Origin of the sequence: Kitasatospora sp. NBC_01287, assembly GCF_026340565.1 — a bacterium.
In the GTDB taxonomy this organism is placed as follows: Bacteria; Actinomycetota; Actinomycetes; order Streptomycetales; family Streptomycetaceae; genus Kitasatospora.
In genome coordinates this window covers 643,667-659,905 of the sequence record NZ_JAPEPB010000002.1, presented here as the reverse complement: position 1 = coordinate 659,905, position 16,239 = coordinate 643,667, and the positions used below count along the sequence as shown (strand labels likewise).

Genomic DNA, 16,239 nt, shown 5'->3' with positions numbered 1-16,239 from the left:
GGCCATGCACAACGGCACCACCAGCCCCGTCCCCGGTCAGGGCGCCGTGGGCTGGCACAAGTCCAGCTACAGCAATGACCCGAACAACAACTGTGTCGAGCAGGGCGTCTCCGACAACGGCGAGGCGGTCGCTGTCCGGGACACCAAGGAGAACGGCCTCGGCGGGGTGCTCCGCCTGCGACCGGCGGCGTGGGGCGCCTTCGTGGACGCCGTCAAGGGCGGGGAGTTCCGGGCGGCGCCGTAACGAGTGAAGAGGGAGGGTGGACCCTGACGAATATGGCGCCAGGGTCCACCCTCCCTCCTGCATACCATCCCGGCACGACAGCGTCAGCAGCGCGGGTGGCGATCTCCCCCCGTGAACTGACGCCCAGTAAGCACCCCGCGCCTGTCTCGGGCTCGCCCCCGCGCTCAGGCGGCGGGTTCCGGCAGCACCACCCCGGTCAGGAAGTTCTCCAGCAGCCGGCTGCTGCCGTCCCGCTCGGCGGAGGCGTTCTCCCGCACCCAGGCGACGGCGCTGAGCAGGTCGAAGAGCTCGTCCGTGGTCAGCTCGGGCCGCACCAGCCCGGCGGCCTGGGCGCGCGCGAGCAGTTCGGCGCCGCCCTCGTGCATGGCGGCGCAGGCGGCGTGGGAGGGGGTCCCCTCGTCGTACATGCTCTGGGTCAGGATGCCGACCAGCCCGCGGAAGGTGCTGAAGTGCCGTACGGCGCGCTGCATCCAGGCGGTGAGCGCGGCCAGCGGGTCGGGTTCGCCGCCCGCTTGGGCGGCGTGCGCGACCAGGTCGGCCAGGCCGTCCCGGGTGGCGGCCTCGACCAGTGCGGCGCGGGTGGGGAAGTGCCGGTACAGGGTGCCGATCGCCACCCCGGCCTGGCCGGCCACGTCCTCCAGGGCCGCCTCGGAGCCGTGCGCCTCGAAGGCCTTGCGCGCCGCGGCGAGGATCGCGTCGTAGTTCTTCGCGCCGTCGGCCCGCTTCGGCCGCCGCGCGATGTAGGGCTGCGCGGCTGCGGCTGCGGGCGGCACGGCGGAGGGCTGGCTCGGTGGCTGACTCTCGGGCACGGTGCTCCTTGGCTTGACTACCGGAGGGTGCCTCAGGTTAACTGCTGCCCATAACCTGAGGCTGTCTCAGTATAGTACTCGCCCACGTGGCGCACCGCGGAGGACCAGTGACCACAGAAACCGTCTCCGACCAGGGCTCGGTCCCCAGGACGTCCAGGGAGCCCTGGGCCTTGGCGCTCACGGCGATCGTCGGGGCCGAGTTCATGCTCCAGCTCGACGGCACCGTGGTGAACGTCGCGCTGCCCACCCTCCAGCACGACCTGGGGGTCTCGGTCAGCACCGGCACCTGGGTGCCGAACGCGTTCTTCCTCGCCTTCGGCGGATTACTGCTCTTCGCCGGCCGGCTCGGTGACGTGCTCGGCCACCGCCGGGTCTTCCTCTCCGGGATCGCCCTGGTGGTGGCCGCCTCGCTGCTCGCGGGGCTGGCCCCGAACCTGCCGGTGCTGCTGGTCGGCCGGGCCCTGCAGGGCGCGGGCGCGGCGGTGGCCGGGCCGACCGGGCTCGCGCTGCTGGCGATCGTCTTCGAGGGCGAGCGCCGCCAGCGGGCCTTCGGCCTCTACTCCACCGTCACCGGCCTGGGTGCCTCCGCCGGCATGCTGCTGGGCGGCCTGCTCACCTGGGCGGGGGACTGGCGCTGGAGCCTGCTGGTGAACGTGCCGGTGGGGCTGGCGATCATCGCCGTGGCGGTGCGCGCGCTCGGGACCGGCCCCGGCGAGACCAGGGCCCGTTCGCTGGCCCTGCCCAGCGCCGTCCTGGTCACCCTCGCGGTCGCCACCGCCGTCTACGGCATCGTGCACGCCGCGGGCCAGGGCTGGGGCGCGGTCGGCAGCTGGCTGCCGCTGGTGGCCTCCGCGCTGCTCTGGGCGGTGCTCGCCGCGGTGGACTCGCGTGCCGCCGACCCGCTGCTGCCCCGTCAGGTCTTCGCCGACCGCCAGCGGGCCGGTGCCTTCGTCAACCTGCTGCTGCTGGCCGCGGTGCTCACCGGCTTCCTCATCTACCTGGTGCAGTACCTGCAGAACGTGCTGGGCTACAACGCGCTGGAGAGCGGCCTGGCGATCCTCCCGTTCGGCGCCGCGCTGCTGGCCACCACCCAGCTGCTCACCAAGCACCTGGCCAAGCTGGGCCTGGTGACCCGGGCGCTGGCCGGGCTCGTGGTCATCCTGGCGGGCGTGGCCTGGTTGAGCGGGCTCGGCGCCACCAGCTCCTACGCGAGCGGCGTGCTGCCGCAGATCATCCTGATCGGCGTCGGCGTGGGGGTGGCGATCATCCCGATCAACATGATCATCCTCACCACGGTTCCGCCCGAGTACGCCGGCGTCACCGCGGGCCTGCTGCAGACGGCGCTGACCATCGGCGGCTCGCTCGGGCTCGCCGTGCTCCTCTTCCCGCTGGCCTCGGGCAGCGGCGGCCTGGCCACCCACATCTCCTCCGTCTTCGCCTGGGCGGCGGGCATCACCGTGCTGGCGATCCTGGTCTCGGTGGCCTTCTGGGTCCGCCCCAAGGCACGGGACACCGGTGCCGCGGCCGGCTGACACCGTCTCAGCACCGGCTGAAGCCATCTCAGCACCGGCTGACAGCGTCTCAGCAGCGGCTGGCACCGCCTCAGCACCGGTGCGGCGCGGCCACTCCCCGGGCCGCGCCGCACCGGCGGCCGCCCGCCGCCGGTGCTGGTGGACATTGCCGCGTGTGGGCCGCCATGAAGCTTCTGTTACAGCAGCGTCGTTCGGGACCGGGGCTTCTTATCCTGGACCGGGCCGCTCGTGTACGGCGAGTCCCCTCGCCGTTCGCCGCGCGGCCGGAACCGGCAGAGGGGGGCCTGTGATGATGGTCGACACCGTCAGCACGCCGAAGGAGCGGGACGTCCGGCAGAGCGAACTCGACCGACTGCGCGCGCTGGTCAGAGCGGCCCGGGAGGGCCGGTCGGCGGGCGTGCAGGTGACCGGCGAGCCGGGGGCCGGCAAGACCAGGCTGCTCGGCCTGCTGGCCCGCGAGGCCGAGCGGCACGGGGTGACCGTGGCGCGCGGACTCGGTGGTGAGGCGGCCCAACTGCCCTACCACCCGTTCGTCCAGGCGCTGACCGCCGTGCGCGAGCGGCTCGCCGACGCGGTCGCCGGCCCAGGCCTGCCGGCCGCGCTCCGCTCGCTCGCCCACCCCCCGCTCGAAGGCGGCGGCCCGCCGGCACCGGCCGACGTGCGCCGGCTGCTGGCCGGCTGCGCCAGCGGCACCCCCGGCGGACTGCTGCTCCTGCTCGACGACTTCCACTGGGCCGACCGGGCCTCGGTGGAACTGCTGGAGCTGCTGATGCGCCGGCCCGTCGCCGGTGGCCTGGGCCTGGTGATCGCCTACCGGCCCTGGCAGGCCGGCGCCACGCTGCGGGCCGCCGCCAGACTCGGCGTGGAGCTCGGCACGGCCGAGGAGCTGGCGCTCGGTCCGCTGACCCTGCCGCAGAGCGCGAGCCTGCTCGGCACCGACCCGGGCGACGCGCGGGCCGCGCTGCTGCACGAGCGCAGCCACGGCAATCCGCTCTACCTCACCGCCCTGGCCGAAGCGCCGACCGGTCCGCCCTGCGGTGCCGCCGCCGGCGAGCCGCATCCCGGCCTGCGCGCCAGGCTGCTGGCCGAGACCGTCCCGCTCGCCGCCACCACCCAGTTGGCGGCCCGGGCGGCGGCCGTGATCGGCGAGACCTTCGACGTGGAGTCGGTGGCGGCGGTGGCCGAGCTGCCCCACTCGGCGGCCTGCCGGGCGCTGGGCGAGCTGCGCCGCCGCGACCTGGTGCGTCCGGCCGCCGCGGCCGGACGGTTGCTCTTCCGGCACCCCTTGCTGCGCGAATTCCTCAACAGCGAGGGCGACTCCTGCTGGCGCACCGAGGCCCACCGCAGGGCGCTGCGCCACCTCGCCGACACCGGGGCGGCCCCGATGGAGCTGGCGCCGCACGTGATCGGCTCGGGTCCGCTGATGGCGCCGGGCGACCGCGCGGTGCTGGAGGCCGCGGTGCGCGCCGCGCTCGCGGCCGGGCAGCCCGTCCTGGCGGCCGGCTGGACCATCGGCGCGCTGCGCCTGCGCCGCGCCGCGGGCGCCGCCGCCACCGTCGAGCACGAGCGATGCGGCCTGTGGCTGCCGGTGGTGCAGGCGCTCGCGGCGGACGGCCGGATCGCCCAACTGCGCTCCGTGGTCGGTGAGATCCTGCCCAGCCTGGCCGCCGCCCCGGCCGCCGAGCGGGCCGGTGCCACCGTCTGGCTGGCCACCGTGCACGCCTCGCTCGGGCGCACCGAGGAGGCCGGATCGCTGCTCGACGGCGCGCTGACCGAGTTCGGCCACCGCCCCGAACTGCGCGCCATGCTGCGGGTCCAGGTCCAGCTCGGCCGGGTGCTCGGTGGCCAGCTGCCACCGCGCGCCGAGGTCGACGCGCTGGCCCGCGAGTCGGCGGGTGCCGACCAGGTCACCGTGGGCGGCTGTCTGGTACTGCGCGGCATGTGCGCGATCTTCGCCGGCGACCTGGCCGCCGCCGGGCAGGCGCTCGACGAGGGCGCGCGGCGGCTGGACACGGCCGACGCCGACGGGCCGCCGGCCGCCGGCTTCGCCTCCTTCCTCACCGTGCTGGCCAGCGCCGAGTCGGCGCTGGGCCGGTACGGCGCCGCGCAGGCGCACGCCGCCCGCGCGCTGGCCGAGGTGCGCCTGCGCGGGGACCGCCACCTGATGCCGGTGCTGCTCAACGTGCAGGCCTACGTGGCCTACCAGTCGGGCCGGATGGCCGAGGCCCTGGAGGCGGCCCGAGCGGCCGGCGCGGGTGCCCGGGCGATGGGCCGGCGGGACCAGGCGCTGCTCGCGGAGGCGCTGACCGCCGCCGCCTGGGCCTGGCTGGGCGGTGCCGTGCCGCAGACCGACCAGCCGGCCAGGACCGCGTCCGGGTCCGGGTCCGCGAGCACGAGTACGAGTACGAGCACGACCGCCACCGCGAACATGACCGAGGGGGACCCGGGGGCGATGCCGCGCGCCACCGTCGCCGCGCTGCTCTTCGCCGAGGCCGCGCTGGCGACGGGCGACGGCGACCGGGCGCGCGCCCTGCTCCTCCCCGGGCGGGGCAGGCTCTCCGAGCCCTCGGCGGTGCTGGCCGCGCGCGTCTACGAGCTGCTCACCGCGGCGGCCGTGGCGGTGCGGGAGCCCGCCGAGGAGTGGGTGCGACGGGCCGAGGCTGCCGCGGTGCTCGTCGACCTGCCCGAGCAGAGCGGCCACGCGCTGCTCGCCCGTGGTCATCTGCTCGCCGCCCGCGACCTCGCCGAGCAGGCGGCCCGCTGCTACGAGGAGGCCCACCGCCTGCTCGGTGACAGTGCCGCCGGGGTGCGGGCCAAGGAACTGGCGCTCGCCGCGGGCGCCGGTGCCCGGCGCGGCCGGCACAGCGAGTTGGACAACCTCACGCTCCGGGAGCGCGAGGTCGCCGAACTCGCCGGTCAGGGGCTGAAGTCGCGCGACATCGCCGAGCTGCTCGCGCTGAGCCCGCGCACCGTCGACGTGCACCTGGCCCGGATCTACCGCAAGGTCGGCGTCAACTCCCGTGCCGCCCTGGTCCGTCTGATGGCTGACGCCGCCCCCGCCGCGGCGCCCGTCCCGGCCCCGCGCGATCCGCGGGCCGTCCTCAACTCGCGAGCGGCTGGTGGTCCAGCAGCCGGTCGGCACTGAGGATCGCCTGGTGCAGACGACGCAGCGAGCGGTGCGGCTCCAGGCCGAGTTCGGACCTGAGCACCCGGCGGGCCGAACTGTAGACCTCCAGCGCCTCCGCCCGGCGCTCGGCCCGGTAGAGCACCAGCATCAGCTGCCGGTAGAAGGACTCGCGCAGCGGGTACTCGGCGGTCAGCCCGCCCAGCAGCCCGATCACCTCGCGGTGCTGGCCGAGCGTGGTGCGCGCCTCGATGGCGAGCTCCAGGCAGGTCAGCCGCTCCTCCTCGGCCCAGGCGGCGAAGGAGGAGACCACCGGGCCGTCCCCGTGGCCGTCCAGCACCGACCCGCGGTAGAGCGCCAGGGCCAGTTCGAAGGACTCCAGCGCCGCCGCGGGTCGACCGGCCGCCTGCCGGGCCCGCCCGGCCCGCACCGCGGCGGTGAACTCCTCGGCGTCGTAGGACGCCCCGCCGCGCTGGAAGCGGTAGCCCGAGGCGGTGGTGGTGATCGCGGGGCAGCCCGGGTCCCCGGCACCGGCGTCGGCGAGGAACTTCCGCAGCTGCGAGATGTAGACGTGGATCGCCGCCGAGGCGCTGCGTGGTGGGCGCTCGCCCCAGAGCTCGGTGGTGAGTTGCTCCTTGGTCACCACCCGCCCCTCGGAGAGCAGCAACAGCGCGAGCGTGACCTCGGCCTTCGGGGCGGAGAGGGTGAGCACCCTGCCATCGGTGGCGCACACGCGCAGGGGGCCCAGCAGTTCGTAGCGCATCGGCACCTCGGATCTGACGAGTGGTGGGAACAAGCGGCTGACTGGTCCCCACTCTCGCGCCGACCCGCGGTCCGCACATCGAGGAAAGTACGTACGTAGCGTCAGGTTGGCCGAGAACCGCCGCTGTCGAGGCCGACCGGAGCGGTGGATTTGGGTCCGCTTAAGCGCCGGCGGCCACACTCCGCCCAGCCCAGCCCTCGTACCAGCCCCGCCCAGCCCCCGTACCAGCACCTGCACCTACCGGAGGAGTTCGTTGCTTCGCCCCCTGCGCACCCTGGCCCGCCGCTGCCTGCGGGACTGCTGGCAGGCGCTGGTCCTCTACGGCGCCGTCGCCACCCAGACCCAGCCGCCGCCCCAGTCGTCCCAGCTGCCTCGGTCGCCTCAGCCGCCCGGCTCGCTGCCGGGCCCCGGTCACCCCGAACGGCTCTGCCCCGAGCAGCCGCTCAGCCCGCTGGAGCGGCTGCTGGACCGCGAGCTGCGGATCGGCTGACGCGGCGTCAGCATGCTGGCCGGCACGCCGAGCTCAGCCGTTCGCCAGGTTCATCACCCGCACCGGGTCCTGGTAGACGGTGTCCAGCGCGAGCAGGGCGCCGCCCCGGGCGGTGCCGCTCAGGCCGAGCCGGGAGAGCACGATCTCGCAGCCGCCGGCGTCGGGGGCCATCACCAGCTCGCGGACCTGGGCGCTGACGCTGTCGATCAGGTGCTCGCCGAAGAAGGCGAAGTGGCCGCCGAGCACGACGAGTCGGGGATTGAGGATGTCCACCAGCAGGGCCAGGCCGGGGGCCAGGTTGTCGCCGATCCGCCGCAGGGCCTCCAGGGTGCGGCCGTCGCCGGCGTGGGCCCGGTCGCGCAGCTCGGCGAGCCGGGTCCCCAGGTCCACCATGGGGTCGCAGACCATGTCGCCGGGATCCGCGGCGTAGCGCAGCAGCGCCCCGCGGCCGACCATCGTCTCCCAGCAGCCGCGCCGCCCGCAGGCGCAGGGCTGGTCCGAGGGCACCAGGCGCAGGTGGCCGATCTCGCCCGCGTAGCCGCCCGCGCCGCGCACCAGTTGGCCTCCGGCGATGATGCCGACGCCGACGCCGGTCTGACCGGTGACGTGGACCAGGTCGCGCACGTTGTCGGCGGAGACCAGCAGGTATTCGGCCAGCGCGCCGAGCTTCGCGTCGTTCTCCAGGTGCGTCTCCGGGGCGCCGGGGCCCAGGCGTTCGCGCAGGCCGGCGACCGCCGCCACCTCGCGCCAGCCGATGTTGGAGGCGTAGTCGACGGTGCCCGCGTCCATGTTGACCGCGCCCGGGGTGGCCAGGGTGACCCCGACGACCAGCCCGCCGGCGCCGCGCAGCGCCTCGATGCCCTCGGCGATCATGCGCGCGACGGCGTCCAGCACGGCTTCGGGGCCCGCGGCCCGCACGTCCAGCGGGATCCGCTGCTCCGCGCTGACCTGGCCGCGCAGGTCGAGCGCCAGCAGGCTGATGTAGTCCACGTTGATCTCTGCGCCGATGCCGTGCACGCCGCGGCCGTCGATCTCCACCGACTGGCCGGGCCGGCCGACCGCGCCGCGGTCGCGCTCGGCCGCTCCCTCGCGGACCAGGCCGCCCTCCAGCAACTCGGCGGTCAGGTGGGAGACCGTGGCCTTGGGCAGCCCGGTGTCGTCGCCGATCCGGGCGCGTGAGCGCGGGCCCTCGTCCCTGAGCAGGCGCAGCACCATGCTCAGGTTGGCCCGCCGGGTCGAGGAGCGGTCCCGTGCGACCGCCGGTCCGGCCATGGCCAGATTCCGCACGCCAGTCCCATGCAGTGCTGGTTTCACAGCCGCTCCTCCCGTGTGCGTTCGCCCGTCCGTCGTCACTCTTGACTTTAGCAGGGTTAGTTCAAACAATAGCCGAACGAATTTGGCTTGTTCCTGCTTCCCCTGGCACGGAGGAGACGCACGTGAAGACAAGACCCACCACCCTGGCCGTCGCGATAGCGGCCCTGACGGCCGCGGCCGTCGTCACCGGCTGCTCATCCAGCGGCTCCACCGGCGCGGACGCGGCGGGCGCCGGATCGGGCACCGTGAAGCTGGACTTCTGGGGCTGGGCACCGGGCTACGACCAGTCGGTCGCGCTGTTCAACAAGACCCACCCGGGCATCCAGGTCAGCTTCGACAAGACCGCCTCCGGTTCCAAGGGCGGCTACACCAAGATGCTCACCGCCGCGAAGGCGGGCAACGCCCCCTGTCTGGGCCAGGTCGGCTACGAGACGCTGCCGAGCTTCGCCGCCGCCGGCGCCCTGGAGGACGTCACCAAGTACGCCGCCGCCGCCAAGTCGCAGTTCGCCGCCTGGACCTGGAACCAGGTCACCATCGGCGGGCAGACCTACGGGATCCCGGTGGACACCGCGCCGATGGCGCTGCTCTACCGCAAGGACCTCTTCGCCAAGTACGGCATCACCGCGCCGCCGGCCACCTGGGACGAGTACGCGGCCGACGCGGCCAAGGTGCACGCCGCCGACCCGAGCGTCTACCTCGGCGACTTCGGCAACGACGCCTACAACTACGCGGGCCTGGCCTGGCAGGCCGGCGCCGGCTGGTTCGGCACCGCGAACGAGCAGTGGCAGGTGACCATCGACAGCGCCGCCAACCAGAAGGTCGCGGGCTACTGGCAGGGCCTGCTGGACAAGAAGCTGCTGAAGACCGACCCGAGCTACGACCCCTCGCTCTACAGCGACATGGCGGGTGGCAAGGTCCTCTCCGACGTCAACGCGGTCTGGGACGCGCCGATCATCGCCAGCAGCGTCAAGGAGGGCGCGGGCCAGTGGGCGGTCGCCCCGATGCCGGTCTGGGACAGCGCGAACCCGGTGTACGGCAACGACGGCGGCTCGGCCACCGCGGTGCTCAAGGGCTGCGCGCACGCCAAGGAGGCCACCGAGTTCGCCACCTGGATGAGCACCGACGCCGACAGCGTCAGCAACCTGATCAAGGTCACCGGCATCTACCCGGCGGCCACCGCCGGGCTGTCCAACACCGCGCTCACCGCGCCGGACCCGTTCTACGGCGGCCAGACCATCTACGACGTCTTCCGCGCCGAGAGCGCGCACATCAACACCGGCTGGCAGTGGGGCCCCACCATGACCCAGACCGCGACCGACCTCGGCGACGGGCTGGGGCAGGCCGGCACCGGCGGGACCACCCTGCCGGGCGCGCTGACCGGGCTGCAGGGCAAGACGGTGGCCGGGATGAAGCAGCAGGGGCTGACCGTCTCCGGCGGCTGACCGCCTGCCACCGTCTCCCGGGCCCCACCCCCACCGCCCCCTTCGGGGTCCACCCCACCGCCCCACCCGCTCCGTCGAGAAAGGCACCCCCGGATGACCACCGCTCCTCCCAGGCGGGCGGCACCGGCGTCCGCAGCCGCCGCACCGCCGCGCGCCGCCCGGCGGGCGCGGCGCCGCGGCCGACCCGTCGCGCTGTTCCTCGCCCCGTTCCTGCTGCTCTTCGCGGCGCTGTACCTGGCCCCGATCGGCTACACCGTCTACCAGAGCCTGTACCGGATGCACCGCTCCGGACTGGGCCTCTCGGCGCCCACCCAGGCCTTCGTCGGACTCGCCAACTACGCCACCGCGCTGGGTGACGCGGACTTCCGCGGTTCGCTGCTGCGGGTGCTGCTGATCGGCGTGGTGCAGGTGCCGCTGATGCTGCTGCTGGCCCTGGGGCTGGCGCTGCTGCTGGACGCGAGGTCCACCCTCTTCAAGCGCTTCTTCCGGCTGGCCTTCTTCCTGCCCTACGCGCTGCCCGGCGTGGTCGGGGCGATCATGTGGTCCTACCTGGTCGCCCCCGGTCTCAGTCCGATCACCGCCGCCGCCCACCACCTGGGCCTGCACCTGGACCTGACCTCGAACGCGCTGCTGGGGCCCACCATCGGCAACATGCTCACCTGGGGCTGGACCGGCTACAACATGCTGATCATCTACTCCGCGCTGCAGGCCATCCCCGCCGAGCTGAGCGAGGCGGCCACCATGGACGGCTGCTCGGCCTTCGGCATCGCCTGGCGGATCAAGGTCCCGATGGTGCGCCCGGCCCTGGTGCTGACCACGGTCTTCTCCATCATCGGCACCGCCCAGCTCTACAACGAGCCGGCGATCCTGCACAACGTCGCGCCCAACCTCAGCAGCACGTACACCCCCATCTACGCCGCCTACGACGCCGTGGACGCGAACAACTTCAACGCCGCGGCCACCGAGTCGGTGATCCTGGCGCTGCTGGCGTTCGTCCTCTCCTTCGGCTTCCTCAAGATCGTCCAGCGCCGGGGAGCCGCCCTGTGAACACTCCCGCCAACACACGTCCCGGACTGTCGCGTTGGGTGGTGCTCGGGGTGCTGCTGCTCGCCTCGGTCTACTTCCTGGCCCCGGTCTGGTGGCTGCTGGTCTCGTCCACCAAGACCAACGCCGACCTCTTCACCGGCAACGGCTTCTGGTTCGGGCACTTCGCCCTGGTCGACAACCTGCGGCAGGTCTTCACCCAGCAGGGCGGCATCTACTGGCAGTGGCTGGCGAACAGCGCGCTCTACGCGGTGGGTGGTGCGGCGGTCAGCACCGCGATCGCCGCGATGGCCGGCTACGCCCTCGCCAAGTACCCTTTTCGGGGACGGGAGTTCACCTTCAACACGGTGCTCGCCGCGGTGCTCGTCCCGCAGCCGCTGCTGGCCGTGCCGCTGTACCTGATGTTCTCCCAGGTGCACCTGGTCAACACCTACTGGGCGGTGCTGCTGCCCAGCATGGTCAGCCCGTTCGGGGTCTACCTGGCCCGGATCTACGCCGGCTCCTCGGTGCCGGACGAGCTGATCGAGGCCGGACGGCTCGACGGCGCGGGGGAGTTCCGGATCTTCGCCACGATCGCGCTGCGGGTGATGTCCCCGGCCCTGGTGACCATCTTCCTCTTCCAGTTCGTCGCGATCTGGACCAACTACCTGCTGCCGGTGCTGATGCTCGCCAACGACCACCTGCAACCGGTCACCGTGGGCATCGTCGGCTGGCAGTCCCAGCGCGGCATCGGCCCCACCGCCGTCCCGTTCAACATCGTGATCACCGCGGCGATGGTCTCCGCCCTCCCGCTGGTCGTCCTGTTCCTTTCCCTGCAGCGCTTCTGGCGCTCCGGCCTGGTCGCCGGCAGCACCAAGTGAACCGCCGGCAGCACCAGTCGAGGAGGCCCCGCGTGCCCGCCAGGTACCACCTGCGGTTCCAGCTCCACCCCACCCCACAGGCCGCCGCGCAGGCCGCCGAACTGGCCGAGTTCTGCCGGGAGGCCGGTGTGGACGAGGTCGTGCTGCTGCTCGGTGCCGAGGAGTTCTACGCGGGCCACCCGGTCGGCGCGGCGGAGGACCGCCTCTACGAGACGGCGGCCACCGCCTCGGCGGTGCTGCGCGCGGCCGGCCTGGAGGTCAGCCTCAACCCCTGGGTGACCGCCGGGCACGCGGACCGCGGCCGGGTCGACCGGCTCGGCTTCACGCCGATGGTCGGTCCCGCCGGTGAGGTCGCCGCCACCCAGGCCTCCTTCGCCTGCCCGCGCTGGCGCTCCTGGCTCACCGCGCACTACGCCCGATTCGCCGCGCTGGGCTTCCGGGTGCTCTGGCTGGAGGACGACTTCCGCTACCACAACCACGCGCCGCTGACCTGGGGCGGCGGCTTCGAGGAGCCGATGCTGGAGCGGCTCGCGCGGCTGGTCGGGGCGCCGGTCACCCGGGAGCAGGTGGTCGCCGCGATCACCGCTCCCGGCCCGCCGCACCCGTGGCGCGCGCTGCTTCAGCAGGTCTGGCGCACCGCCCAGTTGGAGGTGGCCGCGCTGGTCGCCGAGGCGGTCGCGACGCACTCCGGGCGCCGCTCGCAGCTGGGCCTGATGAGCTCCGAGGTGGGCGTCGCCTCGGTGGAGGGGCGCGACTGGCCGGCCCTCTTCGCGGCGCTCAGCATCGACGGGCGGGTGTCGCACCGTCCGCACTTCGCCCGCTACGGTGACGCCCCGGGGCGCGAACTCAGCTTCTCGGTCTGGATGCTGGAGGTCCAGCGGGCACTGCGGCCGGCCGGGGTGCCCAGCGAGCCGGAGATCGAGAACTGGCCGCACACCGCCTGGTCGAAGTCCGACACGCAGACCTGGTCGGAGCTGGTCACCGCCCAACTGGCGGGATCGGCGGCGATGTTCCTCAACGTCCATCCGATGCAGTCGGGTCGGGCCCAGCGCTTCGCACCCGTCGCCGAACTGCTGCGGCGCTCGCGGCCCGCGCTCGATCTGATCGCCGAGCGGCAGGCGGGCGAACCGGCCACCCACGGCGTCGGGCTGGCGGTGCGTCAGGACGCCGCCGCGCACGTACGCACCCGCCCCGGGCCCTCGGCCGGGGGTGCCGCCGGCGGTGGTGACCCGGCCGCACTCGCCGCACTCGCCGCACTCGCCGAACTCGCCGCATTCGCCGAACTCGCCGTCGACCCGGGCGCCGCGGCCGACTACCTGCTGCGTTACGGCGTGCCGGTCACCGCGGCCGGGGGCGCGCCGGTGCGGGTCCTCTTCGGCCAGCTCGCCCGGGCGTTCGACGACACCGAGATCCGGGCGATGCTGGCCGGCGGCCTGCTGCTGGACGGCACGGCGGCGCGGGTGCTCACCGAGCGGGGGTTCGGCGAGCTGCTCGGGGTCGAGGTGGCCGAAGTGGTCGACCGCGAGCAGCCGGTGGCACCCGGGCCCTACGCGCTGGAACGGGTGCTGCCCGTGCCGGGCGCGGCGGGGATCGGGGTGGGCGCGGCGGGGATCGAGGCGGGCGTCCACCTCAGCATCAACAACCAGCCGGCCCTGGCCCGGTTGGCGCCCCGCCCCGGGGCCGAGGAGTGGACCGAGATCCTCACCCCGGAGCAGCACCGGTGGGGCGCGGGCCGCTGCGTCTTCCGCAACCGACTCGGCGGCCGGGTGGCCGTGCTGGCCGCCACCGCGCCCGACCTGCTGCCCTACGACGACGACGGCCAGCGCCTGCTGCACGCCACGGTGCGCTTCCTGGAGGGCGACCGCCCCACGCTGCCCCTGGTCACCGGCGGCCCGCACCTGATCCCGCACCTGTCGCGCACGGCGGACGGCTGGCGCCTCGCCATCGCCAACGGCAGCGCCGACCCGGCCCGCCCGCGCGTCGCCCTGCCGGGGGCCCGGCCCGCGGAGACGGGCCTGCCCGCCGTCACGGACCTGCGTGCCGACACCGCCTGCCTGGCCGGCGCCGCCGATCCCGAGGCGACCCTGCTGGCCCCGCTCGACAAGCCCGCCGCAGCCCGGGTCACCAGGACCGGCCACCGGCTGGAGCTCGACCAGGACCTGCCGCACCGCGGCTGGCTGGTCCTCGACTGGCGCTGAGTTGTCCGCACCCGTGGGCCGGCCGCGCCGCGGCGCGGCCCGCGGGCCCCTATCGAGAGAGAAGCCGTGACCAAGACGATCGCCAAGCTCGCGGACGGCCGAGAGCTCATCTACTTCGACCTGGACGCGGTCGGCCCCCGAAACGCCACCGACCAGCGCCCGCTGGAGCCCGCGGCACACCTCTCCACGGTGCGCCGCGACCCGACCACCGGCGCCTGGGTCACCATCGCGGCCCACCGCCAGGGCAGGACCTACCGGCCGCCCGCCGACGAGTGCCCGCTCTGCCCGTCGGCCGACGGGCGCGCCAGCGAGATCCCGGAGCCCGACTACCAGGTGGCGGTCCTGGAGAACCGCTTCCCCTCGCTCGCCCCCGGCGAGGACGCCCACCACCCCGGCAGCGACAGCCCGTTGCGTACGGAGCGGGCGGGCGTGGGCCGCTGCGAGGTGGTCTGCTTCACGGCCGAGCACGGTGCCTCCTTCGCCGACCTCACGCCCGCCCGGGCGCGGCTGGTGCTGGACGCGTGGACCGACCGGACCGCCGAACTCGCCGCGCTGCCCGGCGTCGAGCAGGTCTTCTGCTTCGAGAACCGGGGCGCCGAGATCGGCGTCACCCTGGCGCACCCGCACGGCCAGATCTACGCCTTCCCGTTCACCACCCCGCGCACGGCGCGGATGGTCGAGGAGGCCGACCGGCACCGGGCCCGCACCGGCCGCAACCTCTTCGAGGACCTGCTGGCCGGTGAACTCGCCGACCCCGTCCGGGTGGTGCTGGCGGGCGAGCACTGGACGGCGTTCGTGCCGTTCGCCGCCCGCTGGCCCTACGAGGTGCACCTCTACCCCAACCGCCGGGTCGCCGACCTGACCGAACTGACGGAGCCCGAGCGGGCCGAGTTCCCCGGCCTCTACCTGGAGCTGCTGCGCCGCTTCGACCGCCTCTTCGGGCCGGGTTCGGCGTCGGGGACCCCCTACATCGCAGCCTGGCACCAGGCGCCCGCCCGGGGCGGTGCGGAACTGGCCCTGCACCTCGAACTGTTCACCGTGCGGCGGGCCGCCGACAAGCTCAAGTACCTGGCCGGCGTGGAGTCGGGGATGGACGCCTTCGTCAACGACGTGGCCCCGGAGACGGCCGCCGAGCGGCTGCGGGAGCTCGCCTCTTGACCGCGGCGGAGTCGGCCGCCCGGTTCGCGGCCTGCTACGGCGAGCGGCCCGAAGGGGTCTGGGCCGCGCCGGGCCGGGTCAACCTGATCGGCGAACACACCGACTACAACGACGGCTTCGCCCTCCCGCTCGCGCTGGCGCAGACCGCGAAGGTGGCCGTGCGCCGCCGGGCGGACGGGCTGCTGCGGCTGCGCAGCGCCCAGTTCGCGGGTCCGGTCGTCGAGGTGGCGGTGGCCGGTCTCGCCCCCGGGGCGGTGGCCGGCTGGGCCGCCTACCCCGCCGCCGTCCTCTGGGCGCTGCGCCAGGCCGGCCACCCGGTGGGCGGCGCGGACCTCCACCTCGACAGCGACGTGCCCGCCGGGGCCGGCCTCTCCTCCTCGGCCGCCCTGGAGTGCGCGGTCGCCGCCGCGCTCAGCGAGCTGCACGGTCTCGCGCTGCCGCTCGCCGAGCGGGCGCTGCTGGCCCGGCGCGCCGAGAACGACTTCGTCGGCGTCCCCTGCGGGGCGATGGACCAACTGGCCGCGATGTGCTGCACCGAGGGCAACGCGCTCCACCTGGACCTGCGCGCGATGACCCACCGCCAGGTCCCGCTCGACCTGGCGGCACACGGCCTGCGGTTGCTGGTGCTCGACACCCGGGTCTCGCACGACCTCGCCGACGGCGCCTACGCGCGGCGCCGGGCCGGCTGCGAGCGCGCCGCCAGGCTGCTCGGCCTGCCCGCCCTGCGCGACCTACCGCTCGCCCGACTCTCCGACGCGCTGGCCCGCCTGCCCGGCGCACTGCGCCCGCTGGTCCGGCACGTGGTCACCGAGAACGCCCGGGTCGAGCAGGCCGTCGCCCTGCTGGACGCCGGGGACCCGGCGGGCCTCGGCCCGGTGCTCACCGCGGGCCACGCCTCGCTGCGCGACGACTACCGGGTCTCCTGCCCGCAGGCCGACCTCGCGGCGGACACCGCCCTCGCCGCCGGCGCGCTCGGCGCCCGGCTCACCGGCGGCGGCTTCGGCGGCTCGGTGATCGCCCTGGTCGAGGCCGGAGCCGTGGCGGTGGTCGCCTCGGCCGTGACCGCCGCCTTCGGACGGGCCGGCCACGCGCTGCCGCGGATCTTCCCGGCCGCCCCGTCGGCGGGAGCCCGGCGGATCGACTGACCCGCGGATCGGCCGACGTGCGGATCGGCTGACCCGCGGATCGGCCGACGTGCGGCCCGGTGGCCGGGGCGACGACAACACGCCGGGGGAGTGGTTTACCGCTTCCCCGGCCGGGC

At 74.5% G+C, this 16,239-nt stretch carries 13 protein-coding genes; 10 read left to right on the top strand and 3 right to left on the bottom strand.

Going from position 1 to position 16,239, the window contains the following annotated elements; translation table 11 throughout:
* Nucleotides 1–4: 4 nt before the first annotated feature.
* On the top strand, nucleotides 5–244 hold the full coding sequence (locus OG455_RS39915) for a DUF397 domain-containing protein (protein WP_266301668.1): 240 nt from the start codon (nucleotides 5–7) through the stop codon (nucleotides 242–244).
* Between the two features lie 164 nt (nucleotides 245–408).
* Here the strand turns inward: OG455_RS39915 and OG455_RS39910 are convergent, their stop codons facing one another.
* Nucleotides 409–1,017: a helix-turn-helix domain-containing protein gene (locus tag OG455_RS39910; RefSeq protein WP_323185691.1), complete on the bottom strand. Its 609-nt coding sequence runs from the start codon at nucleotides 1,015–1,017 to the stop codon at nucleotides 409–411.
* Between the two features lie 143 nt (nucleotides 1,018–1,160).
* Here OG455_RS39910 and OG455_RS39905 point away from each other — a divergent pair, with 143 nt between their 5' ends.
* A complete protein-coding gene (locus tag OG455_RS39905) occupies nucleotides 1,161–2,585 on the top strand; it encodes an MFS transporter (protein ID WP_266301666.1) in 1,425 nt (474 codons plus the stop codon).
* A gap of 289 nt (nucleotides 2,586–2,874) precedes the next feature.
* Nucleotides 2,875–5,730: an AAA family ATPase gene (locus OG455_RS39900; protein ID WP_266301665.1), complete on the top strand. Its 2,856-nt coding sequence runs from the start codon at nucleotides 2,875–2,877 to the stop codon at nucleotides 5,728–5,730.
* On the opposite strand, the gene OG455_RS39895 is transcribed toward OG455_RS39900, so the two are convergent.
* Nucleotides 5,687–6,472 (bottom strand): AfsR/SARP family transcriptional regulator, encoded by a 786-nt coding sequence (locus OG455_RS39895; RefSeq protein WP_266301664.1) that lies wholly within the window; start codon nucleotides 6,470–6,472, stop codon nucleotides 5,687–5,689. The genes OG455_RS39900 and OG455_RS39895 overlap by 44 nt on opposite strands.
* A gap of 253 nt (nucleotides 6,473–6,725) precedes the next feature.
* Here OG455_RS39895 and OG455_RS39890 point away from each other — a divergent pair, with 253 nt between their 5' ends.
* Complete coding sequence (locus tag OG455_RS39890) at nucleotides 6,726–6,962, top strand: DUF6059 family protein (protein ID WP_266301663.1); 237 nt, start codon at nucleotides 6,726–6,728, stop codon at nucleotides 6,960–6,962.
* A gap of 33 nt (nucleotides 6,963–6,995) precedes the next feature.
* On the opposite strand, the gene OG455_RS39885 is transcribed toward OG455_RS39890, so the two are convergent.
* Complete coding sequence (locus OG455_RS39885) at nucleotides 6,996–8,234, bottom strand: ROK family transcriptional regulator (protein WP_266301662.1); 1,239 nt, start codon at nucleotides 8,232–8,234, stop codon at nucleotides 6,996–6,998.
* A gap of 164 nt (nucleotides 8,235–8,398) precedes the next feature.
* Here OG455_RS39885 and OG455_RS39880 point away from each other — a divergent pair, with 164 nt between their 5' ends.
* The 6 genes from OG455_RS39880 to galK all read left to right on the top strand — a co-directional run bounded on the left by OG455_RS39880 (nucleotide 8,399) and on the right by galK (nucleotide 16,123).
* A complete protein-coding gene (locus tag OG455_RS39880) occupies nucleotides 8,399–9,718 on the top strand; it encodes an extracellular solute-binding protein (RefSeq protein ID WP_266301661.1) in 1,320 nt (439 codons plus the stop codon).
* A 93-nt stretch (nucleotides 9,719–9,811) separates the two neighbouring features.
* Nucleotides 9,812–10,765: a carbohydrate ABC transporter permease gene (locus tag OG455_RS39875; RefSeq protein WP_266301660.1), complete on the top strand. Its 954-nt coding sequence runs from the start codon at nucleotides 9,812–9,814 to the stop codon at nucleotides 10,763–10,765.
* Complete coding sequence (locus OG455_RS39870; protein ID WP_266301659.1) at nucleotides 10,762–11,622, top strand: carbohydrate ABC transporter permease; 861 nt, start codon at nucleotides 10,762–10,764, stop codon at nucleotides 11,620–11,622. Before OG455_RS39875 ends, OG455_RS39870 begins: the two co-directional genes overlap by 4 nt.
* A 32-nt stretch (nucleotides 11,623–11,654) precedes the next feature.
* Nucleotides 11,655–13,820: a hypothetical protein gene (locus tag OG455_RS39865; protein WP_266301658.1), complete on the top strand. Its 2,166-nt coding sequence runs from the start codon at nucleotides 11,655–11,657 to the stop codon at nucleotides 13,818–13,820.
* A gap of 66 nt (nucleotides 13,821–13,886) precedes the next feature.
* Nucleotides 13,887–14,978, top strand: a complete 1,092-nt coding sequence (galT, locus tag OG455_RS39860) for a galactose-1-phosphate uridylyltransferase (protein WP_266301657.1) — start codon at nucleotides 13,887–13,889, stop codon at nucleotides 14,976–14,978.
* Nucleotides 14,975–16,123, top strand: a complete 1,149-nt coding sequence (gene galK / locus OG455_RS39855) for a galactokinase (RefSeq protein ID WP_266301656.1) — start codon at nucleotides 14,975–14,977, stop codon at nucleotides 16,121–16,123. The genes galT and galK overlap by 4 nt, the downstream gene beginning before the upstream one ends.
* Nucleotides 16,124–16,239: the final 116 nt, after the last annotated feature.

Coding starts and splice junctions, on each gene's coding strand:
- OG455_RS39900 (WP_266301665.1), top strand. CDS start 2,875: ATGATGGTCGACACCGTCAGCACGCCGAAGGAGCGGGACGTCCGGCAG.
- OG455_RS39885 (WP_266301662.1), bottom strand. CDS start 8,234: ATGGCCGGACCGGCGGTCGCACGGGACCGCTCCTCGACCCGGCGGGCC.
- OG455_RS39915 (WP_266301668.1), top strand. CDS start 5: ATGCACAACGGCACCACCAGCCCCGTCCCCGGTCAGGGCGCCGTGGGC.
- OG455_RS39895 (WP_266301664.1), bottom strand. CDS start 6,472: ATGCGCTACGAACTGCTGGGCCCCCTGCGCGTGTGCGCCACCGATGGC.
- OG455_RS39875 (WP_266301660.1), top strand. CDS start 9,812: ATGACCACCGCTCCTCCCAGGCGGGCGGCACCGGCGTCCGCAGCCGCC.